17 protein-coding genes are annotated in these 15,544 nt (G+C 67.4%); 11 read left to right on the forward strand and 6 right to left on the reverse strand.

What is annotated here, in order from left to right; genetic code table 11:
• Positions 1-356: 356 nt before the first annotated feature.
• From KUA19_RS29660 to KUA19_RS29700, 9 genes are all read left to right on the forward strand, one after another.
• The gene (locus KUA19_RS29660; protein WP_217401176.1) at positions 357-1,496 is read left to right on the forward strand and encodes a hypothetical protein; all 1,140 of its coding nucleotides are present in this window, start codon (positions 357-359) and stop codon (positions 1,494-1,496) included.
• A gap of 63 nt (positions 1,497-1,559) precedes the next feature.
• Entirely contained in the window at positions 1,560-2,234 is a 675-nt protein-coding gene (locus KUA19_RS29665; protein WP_217401178.1) for a hypothetical protein, read from the forward strand.
• A gap of 196 nt (positions 2,235-2,430) precedes the next feature.
• The gene (locus KUA19_RS29670; RefSeq protein ID WP_217401180.1) at positions 2,431-3,276 is read left to right on the forward strand and encodes a glycosyl hydrolase; all 846 of its coding nucleotides are present in this window, start codon (positions 2,431-2,433) and stop codon (positions 3,274-3,276) included.
• Between the two features lie 179 nt (positions 3,277-3,455).
• Positions 3,456-4,202, forward strand: a complete 747-nt coding sequence (locus tag KUA19_RS29675; protein ID WP_217401182.1) for a hypothetical protein — start codon at positions 3,456-3,458, stop codon at positions 4,200-4,202.
• Between the two features lie 657 nt (positions 4,203-4,859).
• Positions 4,860-5,084: a DUF397 domain-containing protein gene (locus KUA19_RS29680; protein WP_217401184.1), complete on the forward strand. Its 225-nt coding sequence runs from the start codon at positions 4,860-4,862 to the stop codon at positions 5,082-5,084.
• Positions 5,085-5,868: 784 nt separating this feature from the next.
• Entirely contained in the window at positions 5,869-6,258 is a 390-nt protein-coding gene (locus KUA19_RS29685) for a GntR family transcriptional regulator (protein ID WP_217401186.1), read from the forward strand.
• Positions 6,255-7,145 (forward strand): ABC transporter ATP-binding protein, encoded by an 891-nt coding sequence (locus KUA19_RS29690; RefSeq protein ID WP_217401188.1) that lies wholly within the window; start codon positions 6,255-6,257, stop codon positions 7,143-7,145. Before KUA19_RS29685 ends, KUA19_RS29690 begins: the two co-directional genes overlap by 4 nt.
• On the forward strand, positions 7,142-8,140 hold the full coding sequence (locus tag KUA19_RS29695; protein ID WP_504739743.1) for an ABC-2 membrane transporter-related protein: 999 nt from the start codon (positions 7,142-7,144) through the stop codon (positions 8,138-8,140). The genes KUA19_RS29690 and KUA19_RS29695 overlap by 4 nt, the downstream gene beginning before the upstream one ends.
• A 265-nt stretch (positions 8,141-8,405) precedes the next feature.
• On the forward strand, positions 8,406-8,582 hold the full coding sequence (locus KUA19_RS29700) for a hypothetical protein (RefSeq protein WP_217401192.1): 177 nt from the start codon (positions 8,406-8,408) through the stop codon (positions 8,580-8,582).
• A gap of 198 nt (positions 8,583-8,780) precedes the next feature.
• Here KUA19_RS29700 and KUA19_RS29705 read toward each other — a convergent pair whose 3' ends face one another.
• The 3 genes from KUA19_RS29705 to KUA19_RS29715 form a co-directional block, all read right to left on the reverse strand.
• Positions 8,781-9,023 (reverse strand): hypothetical protein, encoded by a 243-nt coding sequence (locus KUA19_RS29705; protein ID WP_217401194.1) that lies wholly within the window; start codon positions 9,021-9,023, stop codon positions 8,781-8,783.
• Between the two features lie 198 nt (positions 9,024-9,221).
• Positions 9,222-9,539 carry a hypothetical protein gene (locus tag KUA19_RS29710; protein WP_217401196.1) on the reverse strand — a complete coding sequence of 106 codons (318 nt, stop codon included), beginning with the start codon at positions 9,537-9,539 and terminating at the stop codon, positions 9,222-9,224.
• 34 nt (positions 9,540-9,573) lie between these two features.
• Positions 9,574-10,158 carry a TetR/AcrR family transcriptional regulator gene (locus KUA19_RS29715; protein WP_217401198.1) on the reverse strand — a complete coding sequence of 195 codons (585 nt, stop codon included), beginning with the start codon at positions 10,156-10,158 and terminating at the stop codon, positions 9,574-9,576.
• A gap of 130 nt (positions 10,159-10,288) precedes the next feature.
• Here KUA19_RS29715 and KUA19_RS29720 point away from each other — a divergent pair, with 130 nt between their 5' ends.
• Positions 10,289-11,290 carry an NADP-dependent oxidoreductase gene (locus tag KUA19_RS29720; protein WP_217401200.1) on the forward strand — a complete coding sequence of 334 codons (1,002 nt, stop codon included), beginning with the start codon at positions 10,289-10,291 and terminating at the stop codon, positions 11,288-11,290.
• Positions 11,291-11,792: 502 nt separating this feature from the next.
• Here KUA19_RS29720 and KUA19_RS29725 read toward each other — a convergent pair.
• The 3 genes from KUA19_RS29725 to KUA19_RS29735 all read right to left on the reverse strand — a co-directional run bounded on the left by KUA19_RS29725 (position 11,793) and on the right by KUA19_RS29735 (position 14,400).
• Positions 11,793-11,993 carry an integrase core domain-containing protein gene (locus KUA19_RS29725; protein WP_217401201.1) on the reverse strand — a complete coding sequence of 67 codons (201 nt, stop codon included), beginning with the start codon at positions 11,991-11,993 and terminating at the stop codon, positions 11,793-11,795.
• 316 nt (positions 11,994-12,309) lie between these two features.
• Complete coding sequence (locus KUA19_RS29730) at positions 12,310-12,600, reverse strand: TraR/DksA family transcriptional regulator (protein ID WP_217401203.1); 291 nt, start codon at positions 12,598-12,600, stop codon at positions 12,310-12,312.
• Between the two features lie 237 nt (positions 12,601-12,837).
• Positions 12,838-14,400 carry a serine/threonine-protein kinase gene (locus KUA19_RS29735; RefSeq protein WP_217401205.1) on the reverse strand — a complete coding sequence of 521 codons (1,563 nt, stop codon included), beginning with the start codon at positions 14,398-14,400 and terminating at the stop codon, positions 12,838-12,840.
• Positions 14,401-14,785: 385 nt separating this feature from the next.
• Between KUA19_RS29735 and KUA19_RS29740 the strand changes: the two genes are divergently transcribed.
• Complete coding sequence (locus KUA19_RS29740; protein ID WP_217401207.1) at positions 14,786-15,535, forward strand: GAF and ANTAR domain-containing protein; 750 nt, start codon at positions 14,786-14,788, stop codon at positions 15,533-15,535.
• Positions 15,536-15,544: the final 9 nt, after the last annotated feature.

Here is a 15,544-nt window from a genome sequence, read left to right on the forward strand (position 1 = left end):
CACAAACTCACCCGCCACCCTCGCCGCCACGTGCGGCACCGTGGTGGTCGAGGACCTCAACATCAAGGCCGCTTCCAGAAGATCAAGACCTGGCGTGGCCTGGCCACCCGCTACGACAAGGACCCGGAAAGCTACCAGGCCGGACTCCATCTCCGAGGCTCGATCATGTGGCTGAAACGCCTCACCTCAACCACATGATCCGAACCTCGAACAGCTCCTAAAGCGCACTCAATTGCAACGGAGGCCGCCCTGCTCCTGGACAAAATTTAGATGTTCAATGAAGATATCTTTCCATCGAGCCAGACCATTGGTTGAATAGCTTCACTCGCCCGCCACGGGAACGAGAGGGGCACGGTATGTTCCATCGACGGCTCTGGTTGGTGCTGGTCAACGCTCTGGTGGTAACCACACTGCCGCTCGCTGAGACCGCCGCCTCCGCGAACGCACCTGCGGCATCGGTCCAGGCGACGGCTGCGGGCACCCACGCGCAAGGCATCGCCGACAGCGGTGAAACCACCTTCGCCAGCCCGCTGTGGCCCGGACTGAACGTGATCCGCGGGCGGGTGATCGTCCCCTACGACGTGGCGCTTCGGCCGGTCACCGACACGCGGCGGCAGAAGTTCGAGGCCTGGCTCACCAACGCCCAGAACGCGGGTGTGACCCGCAACGTCGGCCTGGCCAGGATCCCGGAACCGGAACGGCCCGGCTACGGACGCGCCCCGGACGAGACCACCTACCGCAACGCCTTCGCTGCGTTCGTCGCGGCCTACGGGCCGCGGGTCGATGCGATCGGGCCGTGGAACGAGCCGAACTTCAACCCCGGCGACGGGTCCCGGCTGCTGCTGCCAGGCGGCCAGTACTACCTCGACGACCCAGACGGCGCCTGCGACGGAGTCAACCCCCTCGTAGCCAACTGCGGCCCGCGGATGGCCGCCTACTACTACCGCTGGGCGGCCGTGGACTGCCCGAGCTGCCTGCTCGCCGCCGGCGAATTCGCCGGCACGCAGAGCTCGAACTTCATCCAGAAGTACAAGCGCCACCTCGGCACCCACCGTCCCAGCCTGTGGAGCGTGCACAACTACGCCGACGTGATCCGCTACCAGGTCAGCGGCGAGCACACCCCGGCAGAACTCAACAACTTCCTCGACGAGCTGTACTGCACCGGCAGCCACCACTGCGTGCCGGGAACCGACTGGTCCAGCGGCAACCTGTGGATCGGCGCCACCGGCGCCTACTACCAACTGGACTGCCGCACCCACGACGTGACCTGCGACCCCGGCACGAACGTGCACGTCCTCGGCGAGACGTCGCAGTGCCAGGCCGCCGCGTTCATCAACCGGTTCTCCAACGTCAGCGCCAAGATCACCCGAATCTACTTCTACACATTCGCCGACGGCCGCTCGGGTGACAACACCGGCATCGTCAACGCCAACGGCACCGTCCCCCGTAAGGCCTACTACGCCGTGCGCGATCGCGCCGAGTCCTGCACCTACTAACCCCCGCGAGGGACCGGCCGGCGGCGCGGCACGCCATCGCCACCCGGGCCAGAAGGAGTCATCATGCGCAACCGGGCCATCAACACGGCGATCACCGCCGGAGTTGCGGCGCTGCTGATCGCGGCGACGTCGTCGGCCGCTCAGGCGGTCAACCGCTACACCATCCAGCCGAACTCACCCAAGCCCGCCGTGTGCAACAACAGCGGCACCATCCCCGCCGGCACGTGGCTGCAGAACAAGCCGTGCGGTTACTTCGTCGGCACAGCGATGGCCGGCAGTTCATACGACGTGCACCAGACCAATTCCAGCAACTACCACTTCGGCCGCAACTACGGCAACAACAACATCTGCGGCTGGATCCCACCGGGAGCGCTCAGCGCCACACCCACCGGCACCGCGGCCGCATCCTGCAGCGACGCGACCAGGGACGCCATGAGCCACCGCCGCGCCATCGGCTACAACTTCAACGCCGCCGCGCACGCCGCGACCGACGGCAGCGCGATCACGGTCAACCCGGCCTGCGGCGCCTACTACAACTACTACACGACCAGCGCCTACAGCGACGGCAGCCTGCGCGACTACGCCGGCACCCCCGGGTCGGAGGTCCGCTACCGATTCACCACCAACGGCTCCAACCCCGCCATCGTGGTCCGCGACTACACCATCGGCTGGGTGCTCATGGACCGCGACTGCGTCATCAACTGGCGCGGACTGACCTTTTACAACGACAACGACTGATTCCCGACGTCACCCGCGGCACGAGGAGAGTCCGGCCAGCGGCCCTGGGCGACGACCCCCGGAGTGCGGTATCCGCACTACTCGACCAACTGGAGAAGTCGTAGCGATGCACCCCCAACCTCTCATAAACAAGATCTCGCACCTGGCCAGCTGGGTCGTCCAGCTTCATGACCGTCGCCGACCCGGGAGGTAGATCATGGCTCGACTCATACCAAGAACCGCATTCAGCGGCAGTCTCGCGTTGCTGGCCGCCATCGCGCTGTCTACTGCCTGGGCGATGGCGGCGACTCATCCCGCCGCCGCGGTCAGCGTCGGCCCACCTCAGCAGGCAGATACCTACGACTCGTCGATGTTCGCTGTCAACATCGACCCGAGCAATGAGGCCGCCTGGCAGCAGTCGCAGCCGGGACGACTCGCCAGCGAAGGGTTCCAGGGCGTCCGGTTCGTTTCGCGCCAGTGGATCCAGCCGCGAATCGACGCGCTGAAGGCTGCCGGCCTCAGCGTCATGGCGATCATCACCGGCGAATCGGGCGGCTACGTGCCGTGGAACGCCGACTTCATCCAGATCGGCAACGAGCCGGACCTGCCCGACACCTACCTGTCCCCGTCCGCGTACGCCGACATGTGGGTCCTCTACCGCAACACGTATCCCCAGTTCGCCGGCCGTTTCGTCATGGCCGGTCTGGCGTCTGGCGGACAGAACGCCGTCAACTACGCCACCGCCGTGTTCGCCGCGATCGGTGCTCGCGCACCCTTGCCCGACATCATCGCCATCCACCCGTACGCGAAGAACACATCGCAGGCGGCGGGCGACTTCGACATGATGTGGAACAACTTCGGCCGCCCGGTAATCGCCACCGAGTGGCACAACGAGGACGACACCTGGAACTTCCAATGCATGCTCGCCGGCCGGTCAAGCGTCTGGAACTCCGTCTTCGCCTACACCGACGCGATGGTCGACGGCTTCGGGCTACGCGACGGAGCAGGCAACCCAAAGCCCTTCTACTACTCGCTGCTGTCCGCGCCAGCCACCTGCCGATGATCTGAGGCGCTCAGCGACGCACATCGCCGGTTCGACCGACTCGCAGGCGGTGCCCACCGCGGAGACGACGACGCGTCAGTCTGCCCTCACCAGCGCTACCGGACGGCCTTACCGCATGGAGAGGAATGACGATGGTACATCCATCGCGACGAGCCATATTCCGCCTGGCAACGATGGTGATGGCGGCGCTGGCGCCGCTGCTCGTGGCGCCCGCGCCCGGTCATGCCTGGAGCTACGGGTTCAACCGGGTACGAAGCGCCGCCGAGGACGCGTCAGCTTCGACCGGATACGGGCCGGGTTGGGTCAGCCTCAGCTACAAGAGCAACGGACCGATCGTCGGGTACCTGTTCGCGAAGGACTTCCAGTTCTCCGACGGAACGGTCAAATCCGCGTTCGACCACATGGACATCCGCGGCACGAAAGACTACGACGGCGGACACCCCACGATCACCCGCTGGCCGTGGGGCTACGCCAACGGCTCCTTCGGCGGCTGCGCATACGGCTATGGCACCTCGAAATTCGCCATCGTCAGGTCAAGTTTCTCCTCGTCGAGCTGCGCCGGCGGTCCCAGCGTCGGCCCGGACGGAACCTGGTGGCACAGCGAGACCGTCTTCTGCACCGCCAACTCGACCGACTACCGGTGCAGCCCGGCCGGCGTGTGGAGCGAAGGCAAGCCCGCCGCCAACACCGGGCCCAAACCCGTCACCTCGAACGGCTGTTACGCCTACGGCAACATCGGCGCCGGCGGGGCCTACGGCAGCGGGACACCCGCCCCGACCCATCTGCTCGGCTACGTGCCCGCCGGACAGTCGATGGGCCTGCGGTACGTCACCCGCAACCGCCAATGGGTGATGGCCATGTGGAACGGCGGCGCACTCGCCGCCGGCATCCGGTGGGCGTTCTTCCCACGCACCTGCCTCTCCTGACCTACGACCCCCGCTAATCCGCAGCATGAACGGCAGCAGCAACTCGCCTTGACGATGTCCAGCTTGGTCGGCATGGATGCCCGCCCACGGCTTCGGGTCGTGCCCGGTCCATGCCGGTCAAGTGTCTCCCGGCTACGTGCAGCCGTAGGGTTGTTGGCCGTCACCGAAGGTGACGAGGACCCACGCTGCAGGGCGGCGAAGGCGCCGCGACGAGTCCGACGGCGGCAAGGCCGACCACGGCGACGGTCTGCAGAACGGCGCCTCGCGCCTGTCAGTCGCCGCTATGCCGCTTGTCGAGGCATTCAGGCGGGATCGGAACGGCTCGCCCCGACCGTTGCCAGCATGCTGGCGGCTCGAACCGCACCCGCCACAGCATCAGCCACACCGCCAGCGCCGCCAGGGGTACCCATCACAGGTAGCCGACGCTGGTGGCCAGCTCGATCGCCAGCGCCACACCCCCGATCTCCGCGGTGAGGGTCAGCATGTTGACCAGGTACGACCCGGCGCTCGATGGGTATGTGCAGGCGAGCCTGCGGCGCGATGGCGGGAGTCATTTGGACCGACGTCTGCTTCCTGTGGCAGCGGCCTCAACGCCGAGGTCGTTGCCGTCTGCGGGCGGCCTGGCGCACTGGTCGCACATCTGGCGGAGGAGCCATCATGGAAGTCGAGGCCAAGGGGTTTCGGGTCGATCTGAGTCAAGCGCGGTGGTACAAGAGTACGCGGAGCGGGCCGAACTGCGACAACTGTGTCGAGGTCGCGTTCGTTGGAGGTGCTGTCGCGCTGCGTGACTCCAAGAACCCGACCGGGCCGGCGTTGATCTTTACGCCGGGGGAGTGGGATGCCTTCGTCGAAGGCGCCAAAGACGGCGAGTTCGACCTCTGAGCTCGCGCCGGACACATAGGCGCTGCAGCATGAGCTGGATGCCTCGCCCCATGGCTGGATATTTCGCCCCGGCGCTGCAAGCAGCGTTTGTACCCCGCCGTGCCCGCCGCCGGTACCTCGCGGTCTAGCGCAGATATCGACGATCCGCACTGGAGCTACACCAGCCGGACTGAGGGTACTTCGATTCGATCGGATAGTCCGGGGTCGCCGTGGCGGCCCCGGACTCGGCGGAGGACGCCCTCCAGATAGTAGGTACATGTGGGTGAACGGTCGGCATGGTCACGATGAAATCACGGTGACGGTGGAGCGCGGCTATCGCAATTTCGTACATGCCAGGATCAAGGACACGCGTCGTGCCTGATGCGCAGGCGCACCGAAGCCCATCGGTTAGCGCAGTTGCAGAACCGTGTCAGGGTAGCGACGGGCGCTTCAAGCTGCCTCTCTTGCGGTTCGCGTTGGGATTCGAGCGGGTTGTGTCCTGGTGTCGTTGGTGTCGACTCGTGCCTGACGAACGAGTGAGGCTGACCGCCCTTGTGCGATTCCGTCACAGCGCACTCGCGGGCGTGCCATGCCAGCTTGTCGGCGTGCGCGATGTCCTTGCGGGCGAGGCGGTGCCAGGCCGTGCTGGGCCAATGCGGGGTCGAACCGCCGGGAGTTGCCGGGCCGGTCGGTGACTGACGTCCCAACTCTGGCCGGCCGGCAAGGTCTTTGATCGTTCCAGCGGCTTGACCGGGACAAACCCTCGTGCCCTATAGTGCTAGGAACCTAGAGGAATGAGCTGCGGGTGATCGAGTTCCACTTGGACGGCCGCTCCGGCGTGGCCCCCTACATGCAGCTGGTCCAGCAGGTCCGCCAGGCGCTGCGGCTGGGGCTGCTGACAGCGGGTGACCAGCTGCCCACGGTCAAGGACGTGGTCGCGAAGGTGGCGATCAACCCCAACACAGTGCTCAAGGCGTACCGCGAACTCGAATACGAGGGCCTGGTCGCTGCCCGTCCGGGCGTCGGCACTTTCGTCACCCGGACCCTGACCGACCAGTCCCTCGCGGCGCACGAACCGCTGCGGGAGGAGCTGCGGGCCTGGCTGGCCAAGGCGCGCGCGGCCGGGCTGGACGCCGAGAGCATCGAAGCCCTGTTCGTGACCACCTTCCGCACCCCGATCAAGGAGCCCGCATGACCAGCCCCGTGCTGCAGGCCGAGGGCCTGACCAAGCGGTATGGGCGACGCACAGCGTTGTCCGACTGCACGCTTGCCATCCCGCCCGGCCGGGTCGTCGGGCTTGTCGGCCCGAACGGCGCGGGCAAGACGACGCTGCTGAATCTGGCGGTCGGCATGCTCACCCCTTCCGCGGGCACTATCGAGGTCCTCGGCGGCCATCCGGCGTCCGGCCCGGCGCAGTTACGCAAGATCGGCTATGTTGCGCAGGACACGCCCACCTACGCCGGCTTGTCCATCGCCGACCACCTGCGCTTCGGCGCACACACCAACCCAGGCTGGGACCAGCGGGTGGCCGACGACCGCATCGCCCAGCTCGGCCTCGACCCCGCGCAAAAGGCGGGCAAGCTGTCCGGCGGCCAGCGCGCCCAGCTCGCCCTGACCCTGGCTCTGGCGAAACGGCCAGAGCTGCTCGTCCTCGACGAGCCCGTGGCCAGCCTGGACCCCCTGGCCCGGCGCGAGTTCCTGCAAGGTCTGATGGCCTACACCGCCGAACACCAGACCAGCGTGATCCTCTCCTCGCATCTGGTGTCCGATCTGGAGCGGGTCTGTGACTACCTGATCGTCCTGGTCGCCTCCCGAGTGCGTGTCGCGGGTGACGCGGACGAGCTGCTCGCCAGCCACCACCGGATCACCGGCGCCCGACGAGACGCCGCTGACCTGCCCGCAGGCGTAGAAGCGATCGAGCACAGCTTCACCGAGCGCCAGTCGACCTTCATCGTGCGCGCCGCCGCCCCGATCGACGATCCGTCCCTGACAGTCGAAAAGCTCACTCTCGAAGATCTGGTGCTGGCCTACATGTCGCAGGCCGCCACCTCGCACCGGCCCGCATTGGAGACCACTCGATGATCTGGTTCACCTGGCGCCAGTTCCGTGCCCAGGCCGCGGTCACCGCGGTCGGCCTGGTCGCGCTCGGCATCCTGATGCTGGTCAGCGCACAGAGCATCACCCACATGTACGCCGACGTCGCCGCCTGCCACAGTGACTGCACCACCGCGATAGACAACTTCATCACCCAGTTCCGCGCCAGCCCCAGCAGCAAGGTGTACAGCGTCATCCTTGCCGTGACGTACGCGCTGCCTGCCCTGATCGGTATCTTCTGGGGCGCACCGCTGATCGCGCGCGAGCTGGAAGCCGGCACTCATCGGGTGGCCTGGAACCAGTCAATCACCCGCACACGCTGGCTCGCCGTCAAGCTCGCGCTCCTCGCAGCGATCACCGCTGTGGTGGCGGGCCTGCTCAGCTGGGCCGTCACCACGTGGGCGCAGCCGGTCGACAGCGCAATCGGCGACAGGATCACCCCGCTGGTCTTCGGTGCCCGCGGCATCGTCCCGATCGGATACGCCGTATTCGCCTTCACCCTCGGCACCGCCGCCGGCGCGCTCATCCGCCGCAGCGTCCCCGCGATGGCAGCCACGCTGGGTGTCTATGTCGCCGCCGTCGCCTCGATGCCGCTGTGGATGCGAGCCCACCTGGTCCCGGCAGTCCACGAGACCACGGCCCTGGACGTGAAGAACCTGACTGGAATCATTGTCGGCCAGGGCGACGACATGCAGGTGATCGGCGGCGAGGTAGCCAACGCCTGGACCTTCTCCAACCAAACGCTCACCACCAGTGGCGCGGTCTTCACCGGACCCGCCGACCCCACCGCCTGCGGCCGCAACGGCGGGGGAATCCAGGGCTGCCAGACCTGGATCGGATCGCTGGGCCTGCGTCAGGATGTCTTCTACCACCCCGACAGCCACTTCTGGGCATTGCAATGGGCCGAGACCGGCGTATTCCTCGCCCTCTCCGCAATGCTCGCCGGGCTGTGCTTCTGGTGGATCCGCCGCCGACTCACCTGACCGAAGCACGCCAAGCCGATCACAGTGAGGCAAGTGTCGGGGCCCCGGCCTGGGAGGGCCGCGGCCCCGACATCCATTACGCACCGCTGCCGCCCACACTGAGAAACGCCCTGCAGGTGGCCGAAGCAGGATCGATACCGCCGTTACGCGGCAGGCTGCTTGGGCTTGAGCCGAAACGAGTTGGCGACCTTCTGCCGGTAGCTCTCCTGTGTCCCCGCGTCCGAACGGCGTTGCCGCGCCTCTGAACAGGGTAGATTGGCCCGACATGGACGATCTCACGCTGGACCGGTTGATCGCGGACACGCTGGTCGTGGACTACGACTGGGACGAGGAGCAGGCCGAGGAAGCGGTAGCAGCATGGCGCGACAGCGGGTCGGACGGCGGCTGGGACGCCGCTGCCATCGCGGAGAGCATCCACCGAGCATCGGAAGATGACGACTGACCCAGACAGTGATCTTCGTTGACGACGACGGAACATTGCAGCCGGTGGGCGCCGTCACACGACGACGTCCGATGAAAGATCCTCGACCGGCACCGAGCGCAACCGTATCCTCGACCTTCGGTTTCATCGCGAGGTTCATTGCCGTATGCGCTGGCCAGTGGGTGCGGGTGCCCCGTGCCGCATCCACTGGCTGGAGTTTCAGCGTCGGCTGCCCAGCAGTGCGTATGCGATTCCACGGGCGACGGCGACGGCGATGGCGATGGCCGTGACTATGGCGGTCCGGTCGTCGGCGGGTTGGACCATCCAGGTGAGTATCACTTTGTGTGTGGGCTGGGTGGGGGGTTCGGACACCGGCCCCAAGACCAGCAGTGTCCAAAACACCGGAATGTAGAGCCAGCCGGCGGCGTTGTGGTCGTCGGCGTTCGCGCGACTGCGTGCCATCGGCGCCAGCGCGAGCCGATGCGCCCCAGGGAAGCGCGCTGGCCGTAGTGGTTCGCGGCGTGTTCTCCCGGGGTGCCGCAGCCCGGCGATGCCATGGCGTGGGGTGGTCAGCGGGCCAGGAAGGCCAAGGCGGTGGTGGTGAAGGCGGCGTGGTGCTGGAAGATGCCGCCGTGTCCGGCGTCGGGGTAGAGCAAGAGTTCACTGTTCGGCAGCCGTCCGGCCAGGTCGACGGAGTTGGCGGTGGGTGTCCCGGTCCTGGGTGCGTTCCTGCAGCCGGGCGAGGAATTCGTCAGCGGCGCGTCGCCCGTTCGCGGTCCTGGTGAAGAACAGGTACTTCTTCGGGTCCTGGCGGGTCAGTGCACCGCGCAGCAGTGCCAGGTTCGACAGCCGGGTCACCCTGGTGATGCCGGTGCCGGCGGCGGGGCCGGTGCCGGCGAGGATCAGCTTGCGGACCAGGTACGGGTGGCGCTGGGCGATCGCCTGGGCGACTTCAATAGAGGTACAAGGATCGCACACCTGCCGAAGTGCGATCCGACAGCTCAGGGCGGGGTCAGGCCTCCGGGGTCGCGAGCAGGGCGGAGATGGCTCGCGCTCCTTCGGCGAGCACCGTCTCGGACTCCTGCGGGTCATCGATCGCGCGGGCGAGCTGCAACGTCCCGACGAGGATCGCGATGCATCCCAGAGCCTGGCGCCGCCCGGTCGCGGGGGCGCCCGGTGCTATCAGCGCGGCCATGTCGTCGGCCACACCGAGGATGCCGGCACTGTAGGCGCGGCGGATCGCCGGAGAGCTGCGCGCTACCTCGTCCAGCAGGGCTGCGGACGGGCAGCCACTTTCGGCGTCGTCACGGTGCCCGGGTGAGAGATACGCCTGCACGAAACGGGTGAACCCGTCCGGCTCGTCCGCGAGCCGGCGCAACAGCACCTGCTGTTCCTGTAGCTGATCAGCGATGGTCGCGGCGACCAGATCGTCCTTGGACGCGAAGTGCGCGTAGAAGGCGCCGTTGGTCAGCCCGGCATCGGCCATCAACGTCGTCACGCCGGAGCCGTCCAGGCCGTCCTTCTTCAGCCGCCGGCCGGCGCTCTTGACGATGCGCTGCCGCGTGGCTTCCTTGTGTTCCCTGCCGTAGCGCGCCACGGTTGCTCCTTCGCCCGACGGGTGCTTCACGTCATGTTCCGGCCCATTGGAATTACGACCATACTACAATTGGCCGAGCCGGACCACGGAGCCTCCCGTCACCGGCGCCGACAACCACCAGGAGAACGCTATGAGGGCCTACGTCATCGACCGGTACAAGAGCCAACAGGGCGTCCGGCTCGCCGAACTGCCCGAGCCCGGCGTCGCCGCCGGCGAGGTCCTGGTCCGCATCCATGCGGCCGGCGTCAACCCGCTCGACACCAAGATCGCGCAAGGGGAGTTCAAGCTCATCCTGCCCTACCGCCTACCCCTGGTCCTGGGCAACGATCTGGCCGGCACGGTCGTCCGGGTCGGCGCCGGAGTCCACGCGTTCCAGCCCGGCGACGAGGTCTACGCCCGTCCCGACAAGGACCGGATCGGCACCTTCGCCGAGTTCCTCACCGTGAACGGGGACGACCTCGCGCTCAAACCGGCCAACCTCACCATGACCGAAGCCGCCTCGCTGCCCCTGGTCGCCCTGACCGCCTGGCAGGCCCTGGTCGAACGCGCGAAACTGCGGCCCGGACAGAAGGTCCTCATCCAGGCCGGCTCCGGCGGGGTCGGCACCATCGCCATCCAGCTCGCCAAACACCTCGGCGCCACCGTGGCCACCACCGCGAGCGCCGCGAACGCCGACTTCCTCAAAGAGCTGGGCGCCGACATCGTTATTGACTACCGCACCCAGGACTTCGCCACCATGCTCGATGGCTACGACGTCGTCCTGGACAGCCAGGGCCCCACGAGCGTGGCGAAGTCGATGCGGATCCTCAAGCCCGGCGGCAAGGTCATCGGCATCGCCGGGCCCCCCGACCCCGACTTCGCCCGCGAGATCGACGCAGACCCTGTCGTCAAGATCGCCACCCGCCTGCTCAGCCTGCGGACCAGGCGCACGGCCGCACGGCTCGGGGTCGATTACTCATTCCTGTTCATGCGGGCCAGCGGCAAACAGCTCAGCGAGATCACCACGCTCGTGGAGAACGGGACCATCCGCCCGATCGTCGACCGCGTCTACCCCTTCGCCTCCACCCCGCAAGCCCTCGACCACATCGCGAATGGCACGGCCAAAGGCAAGATCGTCATCTCGATGGCCTGATCGCCACCACGGCACCCTGAGCGGTACGCGGCCACCGGGGGCTTTGGGCCCCGTCCGCCGCCGTTCAGAGTGCGACCCGACTTTCATCCCGCGGTTCTTGCATCGGGAGGCACGATCCGCCTTATTGCGAACGTAATTCAATAATCTTGAGGAGTCCGTGATGGCAACAGCACAGCAGGTCGCGCTCGTGACAGGCGCTTCCTCAGGCATCGGGCCGCGGTGATCGCGCTCGCCGGCGCGGGTTTCACGGTGATCGGAACCGCTCGTAACGCGGCCGGGTCACCGCGCTTGCCGGAGTCACCTACCTCGACCTCGACGTGACCAGCGACGAATCGGTCGCCTCAGCGGTCAGGCAGGTGATCGACGGTTCGACCGCATCGACTTCCTGGTCAACAACGCCGGCGTCGGCGCCAACGGCAGCTGCCGAGGAATTCTCCGTCGCCCGCACCCTGTAGGGGCTCAATATCCTGGCACCTGCGGTGACCTGCTGCTTCTTGATGATCTATGCGGCGCGTTCGTATTCGTTGATCAGCCCGCCGAGGATCGGTTTTCGGCGTATCCGCCGCTGCTCGTCGAGATCGACGAAAGTGGCCGATGGGCGGGGCGGTGACAGATCCAGCGCCCGGTGCGGTCGCCACTCGTTGCAGTGCTTCACATACTCGGCCAGGACGTGGCGAAGATGATGTTGACCGAAGATGAGCATCCGCGATTCCCGCGGACCACGTAAACGGCGCAGGCCCGGGTGGCACGCGCGCAATTTCGCCGTTCGAGCAGATCGTGCCCAGGGCCACGGCCGGGCCGTGACCGCTCTCGCCATCATCGCCCCGGCCGCGTGGCTCCACTGCACGAGAACTCGCGTGAGCGCAGAGCCTCGCCGTTCGGTGTAGGGCATCCCACTGCGCCCGGGCGGTCGCCGCCCGGGCGGCTGCGCCATCGCCGACACGCCAGATGTGCAGCGGGCGACCGAACGTCGCGGAGACTGTACGCGGGGCGCTGAGGGCAGGCCGGCATGCCCCACATCAGCCCCGATCCGCGACGGTAGTTGGTTTTGTGCGGTCGATATGGCTGGTGGCCGTTGCGTCGAGGGTTCGTTTCCATCCCGGGTGCCGTTCTGCTGTGGTTTGGCATCTCACGCAGTGTGTGGCCGCGGGGGAGGCGAGCAGACGCTCGGCCATGATTGGTTGGCGGCAGGTGGCGCAGGTGCCGTATGTGCCGTCCCGGAGGCGTGTGAGCGCCTCGATGAGCTGGTCGCGTCGTTGCTGCAGGCTGTGCGCGACCAGTTCCTCGTTCTCGATGTCAGTCGCGTTCATGCTCCTGTCTGCCGTGTCGGCGGCATCGGTTGTTTGCCCACGTCGTAGCCCTGCCGCTCTGGCCAGTTGGGTTTCATACTCGCTCGTGACCTCTTCGAGCCTGTCGAGTAATGCGACCGCGAGTGGGGCTCTGTCTATGGCACTGCTTACTACCGTCGTCATCTCTGTGGCACTCCAATGTCGGGAATGGATGGTGCGGTGACGCCCTGCGTGGGGCTACTCAAACCGGCGCCGGGCCTACTTCGACTTGTCCGTGCCGTCGCGCGGATGTTTGCCGTGAGGCTTCTCGGGCTTGTGCGGTCGCGGTGGCGACTCACCCGGTGTCGTCGGCCGTGCGACGGTCGCGGGTGCGGGTGGTTGCGGTGCTGCGGTGCGTATGGTGATGGTGGCGTCGCAGCGTCTGGCGTTGAGGGTGAACCCGGTGGCCGGCTGGTCGGGGATGCCGGCGTGCCGGCCGGTCAACGCCAGCACGGCCGGGAGTCCTGAGGGCAGGGTGGGCAGGTTTGTGACCGTCACCTGGCGGCCCTGCTGCCCGACGTGGGTGGTCGCGGCGTCGGTCACCTGCCGTGTGTCTGTCCTGGTTGGCGGGGTGCCGGCCACGGTCTCGCCGTCGGGTAGCCAGAACTGCAAGGTCCATTGATCGAGTGGGTCTTGCGCGGTGTTGGTCACGGTCACTGCTGCAGCAAACTGACGGTCATTGGTGTAGTCGGCGCTGTAGACGATGGAGCACGGCACGTGATTCGCAGTGTCGGCTTGCGCCGTTGCCGTCGGTGAGCCGGGCGGATACCCGAGGTAGCCGAGCGTGAGCACGGCGCACAGTGCGGCGGCGCCTACCAGGATTCGTCGAGGTGGCAGATTCAGGCGCTGCAGGTCGTTGTCGAGGGCGATGGTCATCGTCTCGCCGTGGCCGCCGGGTGATCGGGCGGGAGCCTCGTCTCGCCGTGGCGTGGCAACGGCGATGCGTTGGACCTCGCCGGACAGGATCTGTGCCAGCTCGGCGGCCGACGGGCGGCGGTGCGGTTCGTGGGCCAGGCACCGGTAGCAGACATCCTCGATCGCGCGCGGCAGGTCCAGTGGCGGCAGGCGACGGGGCTGCACGTGGGCGTGGGCGTACAGCGCCTCGGTGACGGTGCCCGCTTCCCAGGGCAGGCGCCCGCAAAGGCACCGGTAGAGCACCAGCCCGGCTGCGTACACGTCGGCGTCGGCGGTGACCTGGCCTCGGGTGAGGCGTTCCGGAGCGAGGTAGGGCACGGTCCCGACGATGTCGTCACCGCAGTGCTGCTCATCGCCGATCAGGGCGCAGATCCCGAAGTCGAGGACTTTCACGCCTGTGGGCGTGAGCATGATGTTGGCGGGGTTCACGTCGCGGTGCGCGATCCCGGCCGCATGTGCCGCCGTCAGTGCCGCCGCCAGCTGCGCGCAGACGCTGACCGCCTCGCGCCAGGACAACCGGCCGAGGCGTAACACGTGAGACAGCAGTTCGCCGTCGAGCATCTCCATGACCAGGTACGGCGTCAGGACGCCGCCGTCGGCGCGGTGAACGCCGAAGTCGTACACGGAGGTGATGTTGGGGTGGCGTAATGCGGCGACCGCCCTGGCCTCCATCAGCAGCCGGCGGGGCAGCGGCGGGTCGGCGGCCATGCCGGGTGCGAGGAGCTTGACTGCGACCTGCCGCTGCAGGACCTCGTCGTGGGCGTCCCACACCACCGACATCCCGCCGGACCCTACCTGCTTGATCAGCCGGTACCGCTCGTCGAGCCGCAGACCGCCGCCTGCCCCTGCCCCGACGTGGGTGTTCATGCCGACGCTGAGGTCGGCGCGAGCGGTACGGACCGCTCGACGGTGTGCGCGGCAGCCATGATGATGATCATCGGGTTGCGGGGCGGATTGTTCATACCTCACCTCTGGCACGTCTGGCGGGCTGCCGAGGTCTGGGGCAGAGGTCAATCACTTGTTGCCCAATCTGGGTCAGTCTACGCCCGATGTCCGGTTCCGGCGTGACACGAATTCGCATCGCCTGATCGAGAACGGTAATTGCGGACTCTGGAGTGGTACCGTGCGCCCGGACGCCGGTCGTGTACCGGCGCCGCTGCCCTGGCCCTCGGCGGCATAAGCTCAGTTGAGGGTGAAGCGATGCAGTCGACAGTTCGCCTCGAAGTGCCAAGTGGATCACCACCCGACGGCGATGTCACCAAGGATCGTGGGTGACAGCGTGGGGGACCGGTACGCCCACGTGGAAGCGCTCATCAGGCGCGAGCCTGCGTCCGACGACAGGCACGGTGTCGCCGCCGGGATGCGGCGGCTGTGCGGTGCCGCAGGGCGCGCGTTGTCCGCGTCTGGTGCCGGCTTGACCGTGATGGCCGACGGTGGGCTGCGGGGCGTGACGGCCGCTTCCGATGCGGCCACCGAACGCCTGGAGGAGCTGCAACTCACCCTCGGCGAGGGGCCGTGCATCGATGCGTACGGTTCGATGCGCCCGGTTCTGATCCCCGATCTGGCCGATGGCGCGATGACCCGCTGGCCCGTCTACGCCCCGGCCGTGTACGCCGCAGGTGTGCGGGCGGTGTTCGCGTTCCCGCTGCAGGTCGGTGCCGCCCGCCTAGGTGTGATGGACGTGTTCCGCGGTGAGGCCGGGACGCTGTCACCCGACGAACTCACCCTGGCGCTGACCTTCGCCGAGGTCGCGGTGGCGACCCTGCTCGACGGGCACGACAACACCCGTGGGGGCGTGTCAGACGGGTGGCTCGACGACCCGCTGGGTTCGCGGGCCGAGTTGTTCCAGGCCCAGGGAATGGTCATGGTGCAGCTGCGGAGCACCCTGGCCGAGGCGATGGTGCGGATGCGCGCGCACGCCTTCGTCCACGACCGCCGCCTGTACGACGTCGCCGCCGATGTCGTCGCCTGTCGCCTCAGTTTCGACACCCCACAGCCATGAACGACGACT

It is taken from the genome of Catellatospora tritici (genome assembly GCF_019083965.1).
In the GTDB taxonomy this organism is placed as follows: domain Bacteria; phylum Actinomycetota; class Actinomycetes; order Mycobacteriales; family Micromonosporaceae; genus Catellatospora; species Catellatospora tritici.

Excerpts from the sequence above, each read along its gene's own strand:
- KUA19_RS29660 (WP_217401176.1), top strand. The coding sequence starts at position 357 with ATGTTCCATCGACGGCTCTGGTTGGTGCTGGTCAACGCTCTGGTGGTA.
- KUA19_RS29665 (WP_217401178.1), top strand. The coding sequence starts at position 1,560 with ATGCGCAACCGGGCCATCAACACGGCGATCACCGCCGGAGTTGCGGCG.
- KUA19_RS29670 (WP_217401180.1), top strand. The coding sequence starts at position 2,431 with ATGGCTCGACTCATACCAAGAACCGCATTCAGCGGCAGTCTCGCGTTG.
- KUA19_RS29675 (WP_217401182.1), top strand. The coding sequence starts at position 3,456 with ATGGCGGCGCTGGCGCCGCTGCTCGTGGCGCCCGCGCCCGGTCATGCC.
- KUA19_RS29680 (WP_217401184.1), top strand. The coding sequence starts at position 4,860 with ATGGAAGTCGAGGCCAAGGGGTTTCGGGTCGATCTGAGTCAAGCGCGG.
- KUA19_RS29690 (WP_217401188.1), top strand. The coding sequence starts at position 6,255 with ATGACCAGCCCCGTGCTGCAGGCCGAGGGCCTGACCAAGCGGTATGGG.
- KUA19_RS29695 (WP_504739743.1), top strand. The coding sequence starts at position 7,142 with ATGATCTGGTTCACCTGGCGCCAGTTCCGTGCCCAGGCCGCGGTCACC.
- KUA19_RS29700 (WP_217401192.1), top strand. The coding sequence starts at position 8,406 with ATGGACGATCTCACGCTGGACCGGTTGATCGCGGACACGCTGGTCGTG.
- KUA19_RS29705 (WP_217401194.1), bottom strand. The coding sequence starts at position 9,023 with ATGGCACGCAGTCGCGCGAACGCCGACGACCACAACGCCGCCGGCTGG.
- KUA19_RS29720 (WP_217401200.1), top strand. The coding sequence starts at position 10,289 with ATGAGGGCCTACGTCATCGACCGGTACAAGAGCCAACAGGGCGTCCGG.
- KUA19_RS29725 (WP_217401201.1), bottom strand. The coding sequence starts at position 11,993 with ATGCTCATCTTCGGTCAACATCATCTTCGCCACGTCCTGGCCGAGTAT.
- KUA19_RS29730 (WP_217401203.1), bottom strand. The coding sequence starts at position 12,600 with ATGAACGCGACTGACATCGAGAACGAGGAACTGGTCGCGCACAGCCTG.
- KUA19_RS29735 (WP_217401205.1), bottom strand. The coding sequence starts at position 14,400 with ATGAACACCCACGTCGGGGCAGGGGCAGGCGGCGGTCTGCGGCTCGAC.
- KUA19_RS29740 (WP_217401207.1), top strand. The coding sequence starts at position 14,786 with ATGTCACCAAGGATCGTGGGTGACAGCGTGGGGGACCGGTACGCCCAC.